Below are 18,737 nucleotides of genomic sequence, written 5' to 3'. Positions count from 1 at the left end.
CAATTAGATCATCATAGGCCAAATCAACAGGTCTTAGCTATTAACAACTAGTTAGCCATTAACAACTAGTTAGTCGTGATAGGTTTTTTGCTATCTTCACTCGATACGGTGTCGATGGTCGAGCTAATGTAAGGCACGTTAGTCAGGTTGATCTGCAAGCGAACCACATTATCAATCAGCTGAACTAGTGGGCCCCACTTAACCTTTTTCTCTTTCTCGAACACGTAGTTGAAGTTTTCCGGTGTCCAATCCATCAAGTATTGAGGGTTCAATGAACGACCAAGGAAGCGTACTTCATAATGCAAGTGTGGGCCGGTTGAGTTACCTGAGTTACCACAGCTCGCAATCACATCGCCTTTACTCACAAACTGACCGCTACGTACCTTGAACTTCTGTAGGTGCGCATAAGAACTCATGAAACCAAACGAGTGACGCATAGTAATAAAGTTGCCGAAGCCTTTTTTACTTGGGCGTACCGTTTCAATGACTCCATCTGCGGGCGCGACAATATCTTCACCACGCTTACACGTTAGATCGATACCAGTATGTACATGGCGTTTCCCTGAAATAGGGTTAGTGCGGCTACCATAAGAAGAAGATATACGTTGATAAGCCATCGGACTGTCGTTTGGAATCAAGCGGAACATTGTGGCTCTTACTGCTGAATCGACTGCAGCCGCATCAATGCGATCTTCTAAAGAAATATCATCGGTAAGCAGATCTTCATCAGCAAGACCCAGTACTGATTCCACATCGAATACACGCTTACCAAGTAGCTGAATCGTGCCTTCTTTCTCGGTCAGTGTTTGCGATAGCGAATGGTTGGTTTCTACTTGCTCAGCATAAAGAAATTCTGTTTGTTCTTTTTCAACAATCAGTGTTTCAATCAACTGTTGGGCATCACCCGCTTGCAGTGCGAGTTCTTGTTTACTCTCGAAGTGCATGTACGCCGCTCCGCCAATCAATAGCGGTACTGAAAAAATGGCAGTAGTGCAAATGAGCACGGCTTTACGGCCGAAGTAAAACGTCTGTTCCCCCTGACTGGAGGGAATAGTAATGGATAGTTTTTTAGACATGGTTCTGTATTAACTAAATGCTTCTAATAGAAAAAGGGTAATGGAGATGTCACTTACTACCTAAGTCGGTAAGGTGTTCAATCTCTCTATAAAGCAGTTCATCGTCGCCAACATTAAGCTCCACAAGTCGCTTAAGGTGGCTGATACTATCAATATCTAAATGCTCTATGCGTAAACGCATTGAGGTATTGATGGTAGAGACTATCGTTGCTTCTAACTGAATATTGATATCACTGTTTTCGAGCTTAAAGCTCACTTGAACAGGGACATCATGGCTAAGTTGTTTTGATTCATTGCATTGAATGAGTAAACCATGGAGTGATAAGTCTTGCACTGAGCCTGATATATTTACTTGTCCTTGTGAGATCTCAGTAGGGACTTGATAAATAACTCGTGAAAATTGACGTCTTTCAACCATAAGTAATCTCTCTATATCGATGCATTACACGTAAGCCAGATATATCAAAGGCCGCTATTATCGCGGCCTTTGTTCAAAATACAAGCTTATTTACTTAGCTATACGCTTGTACTTGATACGGTGCGGTTCTGCCGCTTGTGCGCCTAGAGTCTGCTTAAGCCACTCAGTGTACTCAGTATAGTTACCTTCGTAGAAGTTAACTTGACCTTCATCACGGTAGTCTAAGATATGGGTCGCAATACGGTCAAGGAACCAACGGTCATGCGAGATAACCATTGCACAGCCAGGGAATTCAAGCAGTGCTTCTTCAAGAGCACGTAGCGTTTCAACGTCAAGGTCGTTGGTAGGCTCATCGAGTAGCAGTACGTTACCGCCCGCTTTTAGCAGTTTCGCTAAGTGAACACGGTTACGCTCACCACCAGAAAGCTCACCGATGATCTTCTGTTGGTCGTTGCCTTTAAAGTTGAAACGAGAACAGTAAGCACGCGCAGGGATTTCGAAGTTGTTGATCTTAATGATATCAGCGCCTTCAGAGATCTCTTGGAATACTGTCTTAGTGTCGTCCATGCTGTCACGGAACTGATCAACAGAAGCAAGCTTAACAGTTTCACCTAGTACAACCGAACCTGAATCTGGCTGTTCTGCACCGCTTAGCATCTTGAATAGTGTTGATTTACCTGCACCGTTGGCACCAACGATACCGACGATAGCGCCCTTAGGCATGCTGAACGATAGGTCGTCGATAAGAACGCGATCACCAAACGATTTAGTCAGGTTGTTCACTTCAAGAACTTTATCACCTAGACGCTCACCTGGCGGGATGAACAGTTCGTTAGTTTCGTTACGCTTCTGGTATTGGCCAGTCGTCAGTTCTTCAAAACGAGCCATACGAGCTTTAGACTTAGCTTGACGGCCTTTAGGGTTTTGACGAACCCATTCAAGTTCTTTTTCGATTGTCTTTTGACGTGCGCTTTCGCCCGCTTTTTCTTGCTTAAGACGCTCGTCTTTTTGCTCTAGCCAAGACGTGTAGTTACCTTCCCATGGGATACCTTCACCACGGTCAAGTTCTAGAATCCAGCCAGCTGCGTTGTCTAGGAAGTAACGGTCGTGGGTAATCGCCACAACAGTACCACTGTAATCAACAAGGAAGTGCTCAAGCCATGCTACTGATTCTGCATCCAAGTGGTTGGTTGGTTCATCAAGAAGCAGCATGTCTGGCTTTTCAAGAAGTAGACGACAGATAGCAACACGACGACGCTCACCACCTGATAGGAATTCAATTTTCGCATCCCACTCTGGAAGACGAAGTGCATCAGCAGCACGCTCTAGAGCTGTCTCTAAGTTGTGACCGTCTTTTGCTTGAATCAGTGCTTCTAGTTCGCCTTGCTCTTTAGCAAGTGCATCGAAATCTGCATCTGGTTCTGCGTAAGCTGCGTAAACTGCATCGATACGCTTAAGTGCGTCAGCAACGTCAGAAACCGCTTCTTCTACGATTTCACGAACCGTTTTTGATTCGTCTAGTACAGGTTCTTGCGGTAGGTAACCTACTTTAAGGCCTTGTTGTGCACGTGCTTCACCATCAATATCAGTATCAATACCAGCCATGATACGTAGTAGGGTAGATTTACCTGAACCATTTAGACCCAAAACACCGATTTTAGCGCCAGGAAAAAAGCTAAGAGAAATGTCTTTAAGAATTTGACGCTTAGGTGGAACAGTTTTGCTCACCCGAGACATGGTATATACGTATTCAGCCATTGCCGATCGATCCTAATTATTGTTCAAAATTGTCTGCTATTTTATACCAATATCCTCAAAGATGTTACTCCTAGGGCAGAAAAGCCACTCTTGAACTAATCCTTACCTATTATTGTCACATTGGTCATTAAAACTATATTTAATGGGCTTCTGAGGCGAAGTGTTAAATATTAATAATATTTACACTCAAATCCTTTACATTTGATGTGATGTCGGGCGTAAATAGACTTCACGTATTCATACACGCACTAAGGAAAGAGCGAATGTTTTTCCGCATTGGTAATACGAAAATTGCTGTGGCTGCATCGGCAATTTTGTCTTCGGTTTCACTGGCTCCGGTCGCTATGGCTAGCAATGCATCCGAGCTTGAAATGCAGCGTGACGTTTATGACAAAGCGCAAGAGGTTTTAGACAGCCGTGATCTAAAAGCTTACTCCGCGCTGCGTAACAAAATTCAAACATACCCTTTAACACCTTACACCGATTATCGGGCCTTTCTGATTGGCTTAGGTGATCGCACACCTGCTGAGGTCGATGCTTTCATTGAAGAGAACAAGGCATTGCCTTTCTCCAATCGAATGCGCGCACCTTATTTGGACTCATTGGCTTCTCAAAAACAGTGGAAGACGATCCTTGAGTTTCAAACCAAAGAGCCTGTCGGTGAAAAATACCAATGTATTTATTATCGAGCGCATTACGAGCAAGGTAACCAAGAGCTTGCCTTTAAAGGAGCTAAACAACTTTGGTTGAGTGGTAGTGGTGTTGATGACGCTTGTGACCCTTTATTTAAAAGCTGGGATCAAGCTGGGCTAAGAACTGATGAGCTGATTCTGGATAGAATGCTGCTAGCGTTCGAGGGCCGTAACGGTAAGTTAATGAGCTATCTGATTAAGCAATTGGATCATGATGAGTCAATTGCTCAAGCGAAGCAGATGAAGGCGTTGTACAACAAGCCTGAAAATGTACTCGCGTTTGCTAAAAAACATCCAGCGAATGAATTCTACCAAGCTCAAACCGAGTTTGCTTTCGAGAAGCTAGCAAGGAAATCATCAAGCAGTGCTCAAAAGGTGTTTGATGATGTCATCAAGGCTCAGAAGTTTTCGAAAGAGAAATCTCAAGAGCTCGCTGATTACCTAACGTTTCGTCTGATCAACACCGACTCTGAAGAGTTAATGGTGTGGCGCGACAAAATGCTCGCGAGTTCATCAAAGCAAGTTCTGCTGGAACGACGTGCTCGCTTAGCAATTCAACATGCCGATTGGACGGGTTTGAAAGAGTGGATAGCGCGCTTGGATGATAAACATCAGGCTTCGCTTCGTTGGCAATATTGGCAGGGCAGAGCTGAAATCGCGACGGGCGATACTGACAAAGGCAATAAGCGACTGTCAGATATCTTGGGTCAGCGTAATTTCTACAGTGTGGCTGCGGCTAAGCAGTTAGGTAAGCCAGTTCAATATCCAACATCGACACTTAAATACAATGCTGAAACAGTGAAGCCATTCGACACCTCTTTGGTGCGTATTGGTGAACTGATTGACCGAGACAAAATTGCGGCAGCGAAAAGTGAATGGCGCTGGTTACTGACCAATGCAGATAAAGAGCAAAAAGAGATGCTTGCCGCTTACGCTGCGACACAGCGTTGGAATCACTTTACCGTAACAGCGAGTATCTCTGCGAAGATGTGGGATAACATTGCGCTGCGCTTCCCTGTTGCTCATAAGTGGTGGTTTAACTTCTACGCTGAAAAGCACGATCTCGATCCAATCACTTTGATGTCTTTAGCAAGACAAGAGAGTGCGATGGATTCAGAAGCTCGCTCTCCAGTTGGCGCGCGTGGCATTATGCAAATTATGCCCAAGACGGCGCAATACACAGCGAACAAACATAAGATTAAGTATCAGGGCAGCGATGATCTTTATGATGTCGGCAAAAACATTGAGATTGGCAGTCACTACTTAGATGGTTTACTCGCTCAATATGATGACAACCGTATCTTTGCGTTTGCGGCTTATAATGCTGGACCTAGCCGTGTGAAACAGTGGCGTTCACGCAGCGATGAAAAGCTCGATGCCTTTGCATTTATCGAAATGATCCCATTCAAAGAGACACGTGGCTACGTTCAGAATATCTTGATGTTTGAGACCTACTATCGAGATATCTTGGGTGAGAAAGGGACGTTTTTAGCGCCCCATGAGGCAAAAACGAAATACTAAGCCTTCGGCATTTGGCCCGAAACTGAGTAAGAATAAAGGCAGTGAGTGCTAACCATTTCCACTTACTGCCTTTTTACATTGGATCGCATCAAGTGTTTCGGTATAAAGTGTTAAACGCTTTCAATCGTTAAGCGACTCTTTAAAGTCAGAATTTAAAAGTAAGTGTAGAGATATGGCATCACAACCTGAATATGATAATTGGCAACAACTGATGGACTTGGTAAAGACGGCTGTCGAAAAAGATCAGCACGAGCTGTTGTTGACTATGATGATGACACCAGACGAGCGAGATGCTCTGGTTGCTCGAATTAATATCTTCTGTGAGCTGATGAAAGGCGATATGTCTCAACGACAGGTGAGTCAAATGCTGGGCGTAGGCGTAGCGACGATAACCAGAGGCTCAAATGAGCTAAAGGCCAAATCTGAGCAAGAGAAAATCGTGATCGCCGACCTATTGCTAAAGTAATAATGGAATTAAGCTATCACGCGATAGTATGAATACGAATTCGATAAAAAACGCTAACTGGATGTTAGCGTTTTTTGTTTCTGAAGATTGTTCTTGGAATCTTTTGAAGTTTAAGGAAGCCTCAAATACTAAATAGGAAAGTGTTCAGGATTCACAAATGGGATCAGAGCCAAAATTAAAGCTTGATGATAGACCGAACTGCGTGACAATTGGTTATGTGTCAGTAGGCCAATGGCACCACCTTTCTGTTTGATATTGTCGGTACCAAACACTTCATCCATCACATCCCCTAACTCGTTTGCATGCTCTAGTTTCTCAAGCACGGCTGGTGGCAGCATCAGACTTGCTGAACGAGACTCGCCACGTTGGCCATTCGTTTCGATCACCATCCAGGCAAAGGTGACGTTTGTTTCTATTCCCGCTTCTAGACCAACATAGAAGTCTGCATCAGGCTGAGCTTGAGTTGCGTTGTGAACTCGATTCACGGCACCTTGATAGGTTTCATCATTGCTCATCGGTTGATCGGCGACACCACTAGGGACGCTGATGCCTTTGAAATCAAATTCAGTATCAGGAAAAGCAGATAAGAACGCACTTTTAACGGCGTTGATTTTAGCTGGGTTCAGCGATGCGATGATTACAGATTTCATGTGTCGGATTCTTTTTGTTGTCGATTAGATTGAGTTGATGTTGTCGGTACCAGTCACTCAATTCTTCTAGTGGCATGGGTTTACCAAAGTAATAGCCTTGCAGCATATCGCACTGTGCATCCTGTAACCACTGGTGCATGCCTTGAGTTTCAATCCCTTCGGCGGTGACCTTTTTCCCTTGAGCATGACACAACCCGATAACCGGTTTTACGATGTTCTGGTTATTGGTCTCAATCAAGGTATCCAAAAACGCTTTATCCAATTTAATTTTCTGAGTTGGATACTGCACCAGTTGAGTGATAGAGGTGTAACCGGAACCAAAGTCATCAATCGCCAGTCGATAACCCATGCATGACAGCTCATTCAGCAATGGGAAGCCTTCTGAGTTTGAGTAAAAGGTTTCAGTGATTTCAAAATCGATTAGGCTTGGTGGAATTCGATTTAACTCCGCGTGTTCTTTAATGAAACCCGCAAGGTGAGTGGTTTCAATGCCAGCAGAAGATAAGTTGATCGACAATTGAATCGAGTGATCAAATTGAGTCTGAAGTCGATGGAATGAAGCAAACGCATTCTGTATTACCCAGCGGTCAACATGTTCGAACAGCCCGGTTTGTTCGGCTATTGGAATGAACTCATCCGGTGGAACCAAACCAAGTTGCTTTGAATTCCAACGTAATAACACCTCAACGCCAATAACATCAGTCCCGGTAGAATCCATGTAGGGCATGTAAACGAGCCTGAATTCATCATCAAAATTCTTACCTCTAAGCGCACGTTCAATGTCTGCTTGGCGCTGAATGGCTTTGTCTAAATCCCGTGAATAGTCAGCAAATTGGTTTTTACCGGCACGCTTGGCTTGGTACATCGCAGTATCCGCGTTGGACAGTAGCTTCTCGATTGAGTTGCCATCATTAGGGTAGGTCGCAATACCAATACTGACCGTGATCGGAAAGCTGCCTGATTCGGTGACAAAACCTTTTTGCAGTGGAGTCAGTAAATCATTCGAGAATCGATGCGCGACATTTCCTCGGTGACTAGGAGCGTTAATGTAGACAACGAACTCGTCTCCAGAAAGTCGGGCTGGCATACAATGAGCGTCGAACTCCTCTTTATAGTGACGACAAATATCTGAAATACGCTGAGCAAAAGAGACCAGAATCGAGTCGCCGATTTGATGTCCGTATTTGTCGTTCACAAACTTGAAGTTGTCCAAGTCAAAATAGAGAACCCAGGTTTCGGTATTCGAACTCGGTTTTGGCAACGATTGCTGAACGAAGGTTTGAAACTGATGCCTATTGGCTATTTGGGTTAACTGATCATTTTCGGCCAAGAGCTTGGTCTGTTGGTAGGTGTTATCTAACTCTTGGTACATGTCATAAAAACGCTGTGATAGGCGGCCAAGCTCATCACGAGTGCCTAAGCGTTCGATGTTCTTACGTTGTTTTTTTTCGACTTGCTGTAGCTGTCGATCGAGCCGCGTTATTGGAGTAATCACAGTGCGAGACAGAAGCATGAGTAGAAGAGCGACAGTCACAAACGCAGACAGGGCAAACGACAAACTCAGCTTGTTCCAAATTGAATCGAGCTTGTTTTCCAGCAGGAATTGCGCCGGATCGACCGTGGCGTACAGTTCTGGTGCAAGCTTGACTGAGTGAGTAACATCATTTTCCAAAGAAACCGCTATGGATGTGAAGAACAAGCTGGTTTGGTAGTCGAACTCTATTTGTTTTCGCAGCGCATTAAATTTGTCGAGAGAGACAGAGACAACAACAAAGAACACATCGTCGGGTTGATTGCTTGCGGTTGGGAAAATCGCTTTTCTGTCTACCTTGTCATAGTGAACCAACATCCCTTCGCCTTGGGAGTTTTGAATATAGTTGGTACTCGATGTTGCTAAGGTGTCTTGATAGTGCAGGTCAACATACTCCAATATCTTACTGTCAATCTGAGTGCGTGAGTCATTGCTATTATCCGCGTAATAACGCAGTTTTCGATCACCATTAAGAAGCGCTAAACCTGTATAGCTTTCATCGTCATCTTGCAGGAAATGAATGGCTTCTCGAAGATTACTGACCAGTTCAAGATCGCGAGATAGATTTTGGTCAGTGAGAAAATAACGCTTCACCATATCACTCTGGGTCAAGGTGTAAGAGTAGCTATTGAGGAACGAACGAGATTGGCGAAAGTATCCGGCTAGTTTTTCCATGTTCAGTTGAAGTGCGTTGTCTTCGCGTTTGATGAAACTGCTTTTTTGCGTCGAATAAATAATATAGCTAGAAGCCGCGGTACTGATCAGTATCACAGGGGCTATCAGTAGTAAGATTTTAGTACTTAGCTTCATAGTTAATGACAACACTATTTATAAATTAAGCGCATAAGTTTATGTTACTTAATGCTTACTCGCTATTAATTATACGTAGTTCGATGATTTCCTGTGAAGGGGGTAAGGTTTTGTCTTTATTGATAAAAAAAGCCACTAATGAGTTTTTGTTAGAAAGGCTCAAGTAGTGGAGAGAGTAAGCGTGCCGAATGTGCGAAACAAGTGAATTGTGTTCCAGGCATGCTAGGGTGAGTTTTCTTAGCGAGAATAGTACTCGACTAGAGGGTGATTTAAGTATTTGGCCTGCTGTAGGCCAAATACTTATGTTAGCTAAAAGCTGATACTCACTTTCAGCTATGACAACTTAACTTGAGTCGCTTTGATGTTCTCACTTGGGTAGCAACCCAACACCTTAAGGTGGCGAGTAATGGCTGTTAGTTCCGTTATCGCTTGTTGCATATTATCTGAATCCAGATGCGCCTCTAAATCGACATAGAACATCTCTTCCCAAGGGTTACCCATGATAGGACGAGATTCTAGCTTAGTCATGTTGATGCCTAAGCGTTGCAGGATCAGTAGTGTTTCTACCAAAGAACCCGCCTCTTGAGATGTCGACATGATGAGCGTTGTTTTCGCTGGTATTTGAGTCGATACTTCAACAGGCTTACGCGCCACAACGATGAAACGAGTGTGGTTCTCTGTTTGGTTTGCAATATTGCTCTGGATTGGCTGTAGTCCATAAAGCTTACCGCTCGATGCATTACCAATAGCAGCTACGTCATTACCACCCAATTCTTTAACTTTTTTCATTGCATCAGCGGTGCTTGCGCAAGACTCAAGGTTGACACCCTTAAGGCGGCTCAAGAACTCACTGCATTGTTGATGAGGTTGTGGGTGCGAGTAGAGTGTTTTGATGTCTTCTAAACGGATATCACTTTTAGCAACAAGGCAGTGCTCAATCGGTTGAGAAAGTTCGCCAACAATGTATAGAGTCGTATGCTGTAACAGGTCGTAGACCTCGTTAATTGACCCTGAACTGGTGTTCTCAATCGGCAGGACACCGTAGTCGGCATGGCCAGACTCTACTGTTGATGCGACTTCTTTGAAGTGATTACAGTTCAGCTCAATCAATTCCATATTCTTGCGGCTGAAGTATTCGCGGCTCGCAAGGTGAGAATACGATCCCTTAGAACCTAAGAATGCAACGCGAGCCAATGGTTTACGGCTTTGCGGGTTCGCTAGGTTTTGTAAGTATGACTGTTGTAGTAAAACGGAATCTTCGATGATGGTGTGAAACAGCTTGGTAATGTACTGCGCATCAAGTTCGTATTTATCTTTGCCGTTGTTGATCAGCTTAACTAATAGTTGTTGTTCTCGTACTGCATCACGAACTGGTTTTGATGTCTCTACTTTGCTTTTAGCGACTTCGATACTTAGCTTGCGACGCTCTGAAAGTAACTTCAGGAGTTCGTCGTCTAAATCATTAAGACGAAGGCGGATATCATCCAGTGAAATTGAGCGGTCAGTCATAAATGTGTCCTTATAAAAAAGCCTCCCTAGTGTGGGAGGCTTCTTGTTCGTTTTTGACTTGTTTTTCTAAAACGACTTAGCCTCCGATTTACGGAAGAAAAAAGAAGTCAAAAATAAACAAAGATTGAGTGTGCATAAAAAGTGATTGTTTTATGAATGTTTAAACACAATAAGCAAGCGAGCTACGAGCGTCAAGCAAAAAAATAGCGCCCTGAGGCGCTATTTTTTAATCTGTTCTCTTTCCTTATTCTACTTCAGCTTCTAGCTCTTCGATTTCAGGCTTTTCAGCGCGGCGCGCTTCTGGTTTATGGCGTAGCTTGTTGAGTTGACGCTCTAGTTTTTGTTCTACTTCGTTGATCGCTACGTAGAGGTCGTCATGGATTGATGAAGCAACAAGTTGGCCTTTTGGTACGGTTAGTACCGCTTCAAATTTCTTCTTCTTGTTTGGTTCTTCGCTAAAGCTCGCTTGGCAGCCAATGATGTCTACTTGCCATTTATCTAGCTTTTTAAATTTGCTTTCTATGTGATCACGGATTGCAGAGGTAATGTCGATGTTTTTACCAGTGATGTTCATTTTCATAGAAGTTTTCCTCTGTTGTATCCCTCATGGGTTAACTTCAGATTACGACTTTTAGGAATAAAGAATGTGATCTAGATCTTGTTTTGGTTGGGTGGGATAAGCATTAAAATCAAATGTGATCTTACGCAAGTCTTAGTATCTTTTTGGCGAAAAATGCTTGTTATCCTTATGAAAAACGATAACTTGGAGGCAAGGCTTCGCTAAAAATTAAATCAGTTTTTAGGGGCGTCCTACAGCCTATGGAAAGTGCTTGATTGAAATTTACTCAATAGTGTTTTGTGATATAGGTCTTGTAATATAGGTCGCTACATAAGCTTCTTCAGAATTAGATAAACAAAAGCCGCATAAGTATTCTTATGCGGCTTTTGTGTTTTTTAGCTTTACCTAATACCTTTGGCTCCCCAGCTCTGGGATGGAGGCGATCCTAGTCGTTAGTGTTCAGTAATCTCGCTGTGCCGTCCTCTCGGATAGCATTGATAGCTTGTAATTGTTTATAGATTACGAAGTAACGATTGATGTTGGCAACATAGGTTACAGGTTCTTTACTCACGTATTTGCGAGTGATGATTTCTACGTTTTTAAACCAGATGTTTGGGTTGTAACCTTTCTGCTTGGCAATGCTCCTCATCTTTCTGATCTTAGCAGGACCAGCGTTGTAAGAAGCCAAGGTAAAGTAGATTTGATTGTCGGGTGATATTGCCGGGTCGTCAAAATACCGGTCTTTGATAAAGCGCATATACTTCACACCCGCATGGATGTTGTTATCCACCTTATGGATGTTCTTGATGTTGACGTTTTTATCTTTGGCGGTACTCGGTAATACCTGCATCACACCAATAGCCCCGCGATGAGAAATCCGGCTCTGATCCAGTCCTGATTCTTGGAAACCTTGAGCTGACATCATCAAAGGATCAAATTCATACTTGCTCGAATACTTTTCAAAGACATCTGAGAGTTTAGCCACTCGGTCTACTTTATTGGGGTTGAGTGCTCGGCCTAACCAGCGAGTATTGTCGATGTATTTCTGGTAGATGACATTCCCAAGCAGGGTGCCTGTTCGTGCGGTCTTGACGTATTTGTTTATCTCTTTCTTCAGTTGAGGGCTGTCTTTTCTTAAAGCCCAAGCAATACGACCATTTTCTCGTAAAGGTAAGTCGTTATGGACTTGAATGTTTTCCATTACATCGATCCAGAGCTTGGCTTTATGGTTATCCAGAATTGTGCCTTGTATATAACCTTGGTTAACCAGTTCTATCAGCTCGTAGTCTTGTAATGACTCCTCGATAAAGTGGACATGCAGTGGTGGTAAACCTAGCTCGTTAAGCTCCTTATTGACTCTTTGTACACTCTCGAAGTAACTCGAGCTTGCTCGTATCCACACCTCTTTGCCACTCAATTGCTTGATTTCGGTGATAGGTTCGGCCTTTTTCCCTGTGATAATGAGTTCTTTACCATCTTTAATCATCGGATCCGAAAAATCGATGGTTCGTAATCGTTTATCGGTGATCGTTAGGTTAGCGACAGCGACATCACCATAGCCAGACTCTAAAGAGGGAAGTAGATCATCTCGTTGCACGGGGATGACTTGAACATTGAGGTAGGGATGTTTCTTACGAAGGCTTTTCTCAAAGTGGTAGAGCATTTCTGCCACGATGCCTTTTGGCTTGCCATCCTCGATGTAATAGAAACCAAGATCGGCAGACACTAGCACTCTAACCGTTCCTTTGGTTTTGAGCTCATCCAAGTCACCCATGTAAGGCTTATTGCTTAATGGAGACAGTTCTAATGCGTAGGATAAGTGGCTAAATAGCGATATCCAGATAAATAATAACAACCTACTCACATCCACACTCCATGTTGATGTTTTGTTAAAAGTTATCTTTTGAAGATACCGTGTATTATGCGATCCATCAAGTTTGCGATATGTAGATGAAAAAAAGCGCGCTAGTAAATTAGCGCGCTTTTAGGATTGAGATGTAAGAGGTTTGATTAAGGTAGTGGGTTTAACTCAATCAACTTTTCTGTTCTTAACACAGCGTCATCTAGGCCGAGTTGTTGATAAGCTTTTAGCTGGATATCTAAAGACTTACGCGCAGCAATGGTGTCTGGGTAAGTTTTTTGCAGCTCTTGCGTTCTGTTGATCGCAGCAATCCAAGCTTCGCGGCGTAGGTAGAAATCAGCGGTTGCTAAGTCATACTCTGCTAGGCGGTTCTTAAGTGCGAACATGCGTTTTTGTGCATCTTCAGCATAAGGGCTACTAGGGAAACGTTCGAGTAGTCGCTTGAAGTCAGCAAACGCAAGTTTCACTGGTTCAGGATCTCGGTCACTACGGTCGATATTAAAAATATCGTGCATGAAGTTTCGGTCTTGCGCCATGTGCGTTAAGCCGCGCATGTAAAGAACCCAGTCTTGTTTCTCATGCGTTGGGTTCAAACGTAGGAAACGTGAAATGGTAGCGAGGCCAAGTGCCAAGTCATCATTTTTGTAGTAAGCGTAAATCAGATCGAGCTGTACTTGCTCAGAATAGGCGCCGAATGGGTAACGTGAGTCTAGGGCTTCTAGCTTTTCTATTGCTGAAAGCCAGCTACCGCTCTGCAGTGATTCTTGAGCGTCAGAGTAGAGAACCGATGGTGGTACATCTGGCACTATCTCTTCACTACTTGAACAACCAACCAAGAGTGATACGGCTAATAGACCCGATAAAGTAAGGTGTTTCATGTCAGGCGTCGATTCCTTGAATTAAATATTTCGTAAGCTTCCGTTACTTTCTAACCAGTAACAGATACAATGATGCAATTATTCTATTTTATCCATACTAATGGGTATTAGTCTCACGGTTTTTAAAAAAGTTCGATATGGCTCAGCAGATCACATTAACAGACACAGTAAAAAGCAGCCAGTTAGGTCAACGTTTAGACCAAGCTGTCGCTGAACTATTTACCGATTTTTCTCGCTCTCGCATTAAAGAGTGGCTTCTTGATGGCAAAATCCAAGTGGATGGCGAAGTTATTACAAAGCCGCGCGTTAAGGTTTTGGGCGGTGAAGAGATCATCTTGCAAGCTGAACTTGCAGATGAAGAGCGCTGGGAAGCACAAGATATTCCTCTAAACATTGTCTACGAAGATGATGACTTATTGGTTATCAATAAGCCTCGCGATCTGGTTGTACACCCAGGCGCAGGCACACCGGATGGAACCATACTAAACGCATTGCTTTTCCATTACCCACAGATTGCAGAAGTGCCTCGTGCAGGTATTGTGCACCGTCTTGATAAAGACACAACAGGTCTTATGGTTGTGGCTAAAACGGTTCCAGCTCAAACTCGTCTTGTGCGTGCTCTTGCTAAGCGTCGTATTACTCGTGAATATGAAGCAATTGCAATTGGCAAAATGACCGCTGGTGGTGTGGTAGAGAAAGGCATTAGCCGTCATGCAACTAAGCGTACCTTGATGGATGTAAATGAATTAGGAAAGCCAGCGGTAACTCACTACCGTGTTGCTGAGCACTTCCGCGAGCATACTCGTATTCGTCTACGCCTAGAAACGGGTCGTACTCACCAAATTCGTGTTCACATGTCATACCTTCAGCATCCGCTGCTAGGTGACGTTGCATACGGTGGTCGTGCTCGTATTCCAAAAGGTGCATCTGAAGAACTAACAACAATGATTCGTTCTTTTGATCGCCAAGCACTGCACGCCGTTATGCTTAAATTTGTTCACCCAATTACAGGTGAAGAAGTTGAGTTCCACGCTCCTGTGCCAAATGACATGGTCGTGATGGCTGAAGCGTTACGTGTTGATGCGCGCGAAAACTTGGAAGACGACATTTAATCATGTCGATGATCATCCCTAACTGGAATGCACCAAAAAACGTGAAAGCATTTGTTTCGACACGTTTTGATGGTTTTTCTACTGGTGCGTATCAAGGATTAAACCTAGGTACGCATGTTGGGGATGATGCTTCGCTTGTTGAAAACAACAGAGCCTGGCTCAAGCAACACGCTAATATGCCTGCCGCTCCGGTATGGCTACATCAAACTCACTCAACAGATGTCGTTACGGTTTTACACCCTACGGCAGATATTCTTGATGCTGACGGTGCATTTACCACAGCTAAAGATGTTGTTTGTTCTGCGATGACAGCCGATTGCTTACCTGTAATCCTTACTGATACCAAAGGCACTCAAGTTGCTGCAGTTCATGCTGGTTGGCGTGGTCTTGCTGGTGGCATTCTTGAAAATGCCGTCGCAAAGTTTTCAAACTTAGGTTCAGAGAATAAGATCATTGCTTGGCTTGGTCCTGCAATAGGCAAACAAGCTTTTGAAGTAGGCGATGATGTGTTGGAAGCTTTCGTTAGTTTTGACTCTCAAGCTAAGCTCGCATTTGAAGCCAAAGCTGAACCAGGCAAATGGCTAGCGAATATGTCTCAGCTTGCAACGCAACGACTGAACAAAGTTGGTGTAACTTCTGTGACAGACTCTAATCTATGTACCTTCGCTGATGCCGATGCGTTCTATTCTTATCGTCGTGATGGTATTACTGGACGCCAAGCTACTTTTATTTGGTTAGAGTAACCTTTAACTAGTGCAACCAGTCATCCAGCTCATTTATATTTTTATAACAGCTCTATTCTTCATTCTTATCCCTTGAAAATCCGCGTTACCGTATCCATCTTCTAACCATAAGATAAACATATCTAAGAGTAGGAAGGTTGGCATGCGTCTCGATCGATTCACTAGTAAATTCCAAATTGCGATATCTGATGCTCAGTCGCTCGCATTAGGTCGTGATCACCAATATATAGAGCCTGTGCACCTAATGGTGTCTTTGCTTAATCAAGATGGTAGTGCAATTCGTCCATTGCTCACCATGCTGAATATTGATGTGGTTCAATTGCGTTCAAAGCTAAGCGAAATATTAGACCGTGTACCGAAAGTAAGTGGTATCGGTGGTGATGTTCAACTGTCGAATGCAATGGGTACTTTGTTCAACCTATGTGACAAGGTCGCACAAAAGCGTCAAGACACATACATTTCTTCGGAAGTCTTCCTACTTGCCGCAATTGAAGATAAAGGCCCTTTAGGTAACCTGCTTAAAGAGCTAGGTCTTACTGAGCAAAAATTATCTCAAGCTATCGAGCAGGTTCGTGGCGGTCAAAAAGTTGATGACCCAAATGCCGAAGACCGACGCCAAGCGTTAGAGAAGTTCACCATCGATCTGACTGAAAGAGCGGAGCAAGGCAAGCTGGATCCGGTAATTGGCCGAGATGACGAAATCCGCCGTACTATCCAAGTACTTCAGCGTCGTACTAAGAACAACCCAGTCATTATCGGTGAACCTGGTGTTGGTAAGACAGCTATCGTTGAAGGTTTGGCTCAGCGCATTATTAACAATGAAGTGCCAGAAGGTTTAAGAGGCCGACGCGTACTTTCATTAGACATGGGTGCTTTGGTAGCTGGCGCTAAATATCGTGGTGAGTTTGAAGAGCGTTTGAAGTCAGTCCTCAATGAATTGTCTAAAGAAGAGGGCAATATCATTCTCTTCATCGATGAAATTCATACTATGGTCGGCGCTGGTAAAGGTGAAGGCTCTATGGATGCCGGTAACATGCTAAAACCAGCGTTGGCTCGTGGTGAACTCCACTGTGTTGGCGCAACGACTCTTGATGAATACCGTCAATACATAGAGAAAGATCCAGCGTTAGAGCGCCGCTTCCAAAAAGTGCTTGTCGATGAACCAACGGTTGAAGACACGGTGGCGATTCTTCGTGGTTTGAAAGAGCGCTATGAACTTCATCATCATGTAGAAATTACCGACCCAGCAATCGTGGCTGCAGCAACACTATCTCATCGATACGTTTCTGATCGTCAACTGCCGGATAAAGCGATTGATCTGATTGATGAAGCGGCTTCGAGTATCCGTATGCAGATCGACTCAAAACCTGAGTCGCTAGATAAGCTCGAGCGTAAAATCATTCAATTGAAGATCGAGCAGCAAGCTCTTACCAATGAAAATGATGAAGCCAGTGAAAAACGCCTTCGAACATTACAAGAAGAGCTTTCTGACAAAGAACGAGATTTCGCAGAGCTTGAAGAAGTGTGGAATGCAGAGAAAGCCGCGCTTTCTGGCACGCAACACATCAAGTCAGAGCTAGAACAAGCTCGTATGGATATGGATTTTGCGAGACGTGCTGGTGATCTTAACCGAATGTCTGAATTGCAATACGGTCGAATCCCAGAATTAGAGAAGCAGTTAGATCTTGCGACTCAAGCTGAAATGCAAGAAATGACGCTGCTGCGTAATAAGGTCACTGATGCAGAAATTGCAGACGTGCTATCGAAGCAAACAGGCATACCTGTTTCTAAAATGCTAGAAGCCGAGAAAGAGAAGCTTCTTAACATGGAAGGTGTTCTACATAAGCGAGTTATTGGCCAAGCGGAAGCAGTCGAAGTGGTATCGAATGCGATTCGTCGTAGCCGTGCAGGTTTATCTGATCCAAACAAGCCGATTGGATCTTTCTTATTCCTTGGTCCAACTGGCGTTGGTAAAACGGAGTTGTGTAAAACACTCGCGAACTTCATGTTTGATAGTGACGATGCAATGGTGCGTATCGACATGTCTGAGTTTATGGAGAAACACTCTGTTGCTCGTTTGGTTGGTGCTCCTCCGGGTTACGTTGGATATGAAGAAGGTGGTTACTTAACAGAAGCAGTGCGTCGCAAGCCTTATTCAGTGATTTTGCTAGATGAAGTAGAGAAAGCGCATCCTGATGTTTTCAATATCTTATTGCAGGTGCTTGATGATGGACGCTTAACTGATGGACAAGGTCGTACAGTCGATTTTAGAAACACGGTAGTGATCATGACATCCAACCTTGGCTCTTCGAGAATTCAAGAGAACTTCAATACGCTCGACTACCAAGGAATAAAGAATGAAGTGATGGAAGTGGTAGGTAAACATTTCCGTCCTGAGTTTTTGAACCGAGTTGATGAAAGCGTGGTGTTCCATCCATTGGGTCAAGAGCACATTCAGTCGATAGCCGCTATTCAGCTTGAGCACCTTAAGAAGAGAATGGAAGACAATGGTTATGAGCTTGAAGTTTCGGATAAAGCACTCAAGTTAATTTCTCAAGTTGGTTTTGATCCAGTATATGGTGCACGACCTTTGAAAAGAGCGATTCAACAAAGTGTCGAGAACCCGTTAGCGAAAGCGATACTGGCAGGAAAAATTAATCCAGATAAGAAAGTGCAGCTATTAGTAAACAACGACCGCATTATTGCTCACCAATAGTTGAAGTAAGAACGGTAGGTACGATTGGCCGAAATTAAGGCTTAATCGTACCTATTTTAAACGCTTTGTGTGAATAGTGTTCGAACGGTCGCCGGTGGCGGCTTTTTTTCGTTTTTAGCCTTGTACAAAGGATTATTCTCTCTATAATGCGCCTCCGTTGCCAAGGATAACCAAGCGGTTTGAACTGAGTAACAAGACGGTGATAAGCATTTAAGATGCTTTGAAAAATTAGCTGGAAAAAGTGTTTGACACTGGAATCTAATCCGCTAGAATGGCCGTCCACTTCGAGAGGCTCCTTACTAAAAGGAAGGCTCAACAAGTAAAGCTCTTTAACAATTTAAACCTATCAATCTGTGTGGGCACTCGTTGATGAATATCAAAACGTTTTATCGTTAGATAAAACAGATTCTTCGGAATCAAAATTGATTTCAATGAAC

General features: G+C 43.6%; 14 protein-coding genes and 1 other annotated feature. Of the genes, 5 read left to right on the top strand and 9 right to left on the bottom strand.

The features are described 5' to 3' along the window. Positions 1–65 precede the first annotated feature (65 nt). The 3 genes from AB4558_RS17860 to ettA form a co-directional block, all read right to left on the bottom strand. Positions 66–1,076, bottom strand: coding sequence for a M23 family metallopeptidase (locus AB4558_RS17860; RefSeq protein ID WP_029235086.1), 1,011 nt, complete (start codon positions 1,074–1,076; stop codon positions 66–68). A 49-nt stretch (positions 1,077–1,125) separates the two neighbouring features. Beyond that, a complete protein-coding gene (locus AB4558_RS17855; protein WP_017062857.1) occupies positions 1,126–1,494 on the bottom strand; it encodes a PilZ domain-containing protein in 369 nt (122 codons plus the stop codon). A 90-nt stretch (positions 1,495–1,584) separates the two neighbouring features. Next, positions 1,585–3,252: an energy-dependent translational throttle protein EttA gene (ettA, locus tag AB4558_RS17850; protein ID WP_017071393.1), complete on the bottom strand. Its 1,668-nt coding sequence runs from the start codon at positions 3,250–3,252 to the stop codon at positions 1,585–1,587. A 263-nt stretch (positions 3,253–3,515) separates the two neighbouring features. On the opposite strand from ettA, the gene sltY reads away from it, so the two are divergent. Both sltY and trpR read left to right on the top strand, forming a co-directional pair. Beyond that, the gene (gene sltY, locus AB4558_RS17845) at positions 3,516–5,465 is read left to right on the top strand and encodes a murein transglycosylase (protein ID WP_102321444.1); all 1,950 of its coding nucleotides are present in this window, start codon (positions 3,516–3,518) and stop codon (positions 5,463–5,465) included. A gap of 172 nt (positions 5,466–5,637) precedes the next feature. Beyond that, positions 5,638–5,931, top strand: a complete 294-nt coding sequence (trpR, locus tag AB4558_RS17840; protein WP_102394033.1) for a trp operon repressor — start codon at positions 5,638–5,640, stop codon at positions 5,929–5,931. A gap of 128 nt (positions 5,932–6,059) precedes the next feature. Here trpR and yjjX read toward each other — a convergent pair whose 3' ends face one another. The 6 genes from yjjX to AB4558_RS17810 all read right to left on the bottom strand — a co-directional run bounded on the left by yjjX (position 6,060) and on the right by AB4558_RS17810 (position 13,729). Next, on the bottom strand, positions 6,060–6,581 hold the full coding sequence (yjjX, locus tag AB4558_RS17835; RefSeq protein WP_017059359.1) for an inosine/xanthosine triphosphatase: 522 nt from the start codon (positions 6,579–6,581) through the stop codon (positions 6,060–6,062). After that, on the bottom strand, positions 6,544–8,922 hold the full coding sequence (locus tag AB4558_RS17830) for a putative bifunctional diguanylate cyclase/phosphodiesterase (RefSeq protein WP_372074532.1): 2,379 nt from the start codon (positions 8,920–8,922) through the stop codon (positions 6,544–6,546). The genes yjjX and AB4558_RS17830 overlap by 38 nt, the downstream gene beginning before the upstream one ends. A 333-nt stretch (positions 8,923–9,255) precedes the next feature. After that, entirely contained in the window at positions 9,256–10,431 is a 1,176-nt protein-coding gene (gene pheA, locus AB4558_RS17825; protein WP_017059361.1) for a prephenate dehydratase, read from the bottom strand. Between the two features lie 12 nt (positions 10,432–10,443). Beyond that, positions 10,444–10,565: a sequence feature (Phe leader region), on the bottom strand. Positions 10,566–10,675: 110 nt separating this feature from the next. Next, complete coding sequence (hpf, locus tag AB4558_RS17820; RefSeq protein WP_004735034.1) at positions 10,676–11,011, bottom strand: ribosome hibernation-promoting factor, HPF/YfiA family; 336 nt, start codon at positions 11,009–11,011, stop codon at positions 10,676–10,678. A gap of 424 nt (positions 11,012–11,435) precedes the next feature. Next, positions 11,436–12,860 carry a lytic transglycosylase F gene (locus tag AB4558_RS17815; RefSeq protein ID WP_347230392.1) on the bottom strand — a complete coding sequence of 475 codons (1,425 nt, stop codon included), beginning with the start codon at positions 12,858–12,860 and terminating at the stop codon, positions 11,436–11,438. Positions 12,861–13,000: 140 nt separating this feature from the next. Further along, complete coding sequence (locus AB4558_RS17810) at positions 13,001–13,729, bottom strand: outer membrane protein assembly factor BamD (protein WP_017059363.1); 729 nt, start codon at positions 13,727–13,729, stop codon at positions 13,001–13,003. Between the two features lie 137 nt (positions 13,730–13,866). Between AB4558_RS17810 and rluD the strand changes: the two genes are divergently transcribed. The 3 genes from rluD to clpB all read left to right on the top strand — a co-directional run bounded on the left by rluD (position 13,867) and on the right by clpB (position 18,300). Further along, entirely contained in the window at positions 13,867–14,841 is a 975-nt protein-coding gene (gene rluD / locus AB4558_RS17805) for a 23S rRNA pseudouridine(1911/1915/1917) synthase RluD (RefSeq protein WP_017059364.1), read from the top strand. 2 nt (positions 14,842–14,843) lie between these two features. Continuing rightward, entirely contained in the window at positions 14,844–15,584 is a 741-nt protein-coding gene (pgeF, locus tag AB4558_RS17800; RefSeq protein ID WP_372074534.1) for a peptidoglycan editing factor PgeF, read from the top strand. 142 nt (positions 15,585–15,726) lie between these two features. Continuing rightward, positions 15,727–18,300, top strand: a complete 2,574-nt coding sequence (gene clpB, locus AB4558_RS17795) for an ATP-dependent chaperone ClpB (protein ID WP_017062851.1) — start codon at positions 15,727–15,729, stop codon at positions 18,298–18,300. Positions 18,301–18,737: the final 437 nt, after the last annotated feature.

Source organism: Vibrio sp. 10N.222.51.C5 (assembly GCF_041474575.1).
Taxonomy (GTDB): domain Bacteria; phylum Pseudomonadota; class Gammaproteobacteria; order Enterobacterales; family Vibrionaceae; genus Vibrio; species Vibrio crassostreae_C.
The sequence above is the reverse complement of the archived record's forward strand: the minus strand, read 5'-3'. Positions and strand labels throughout refer to the sequence as shown.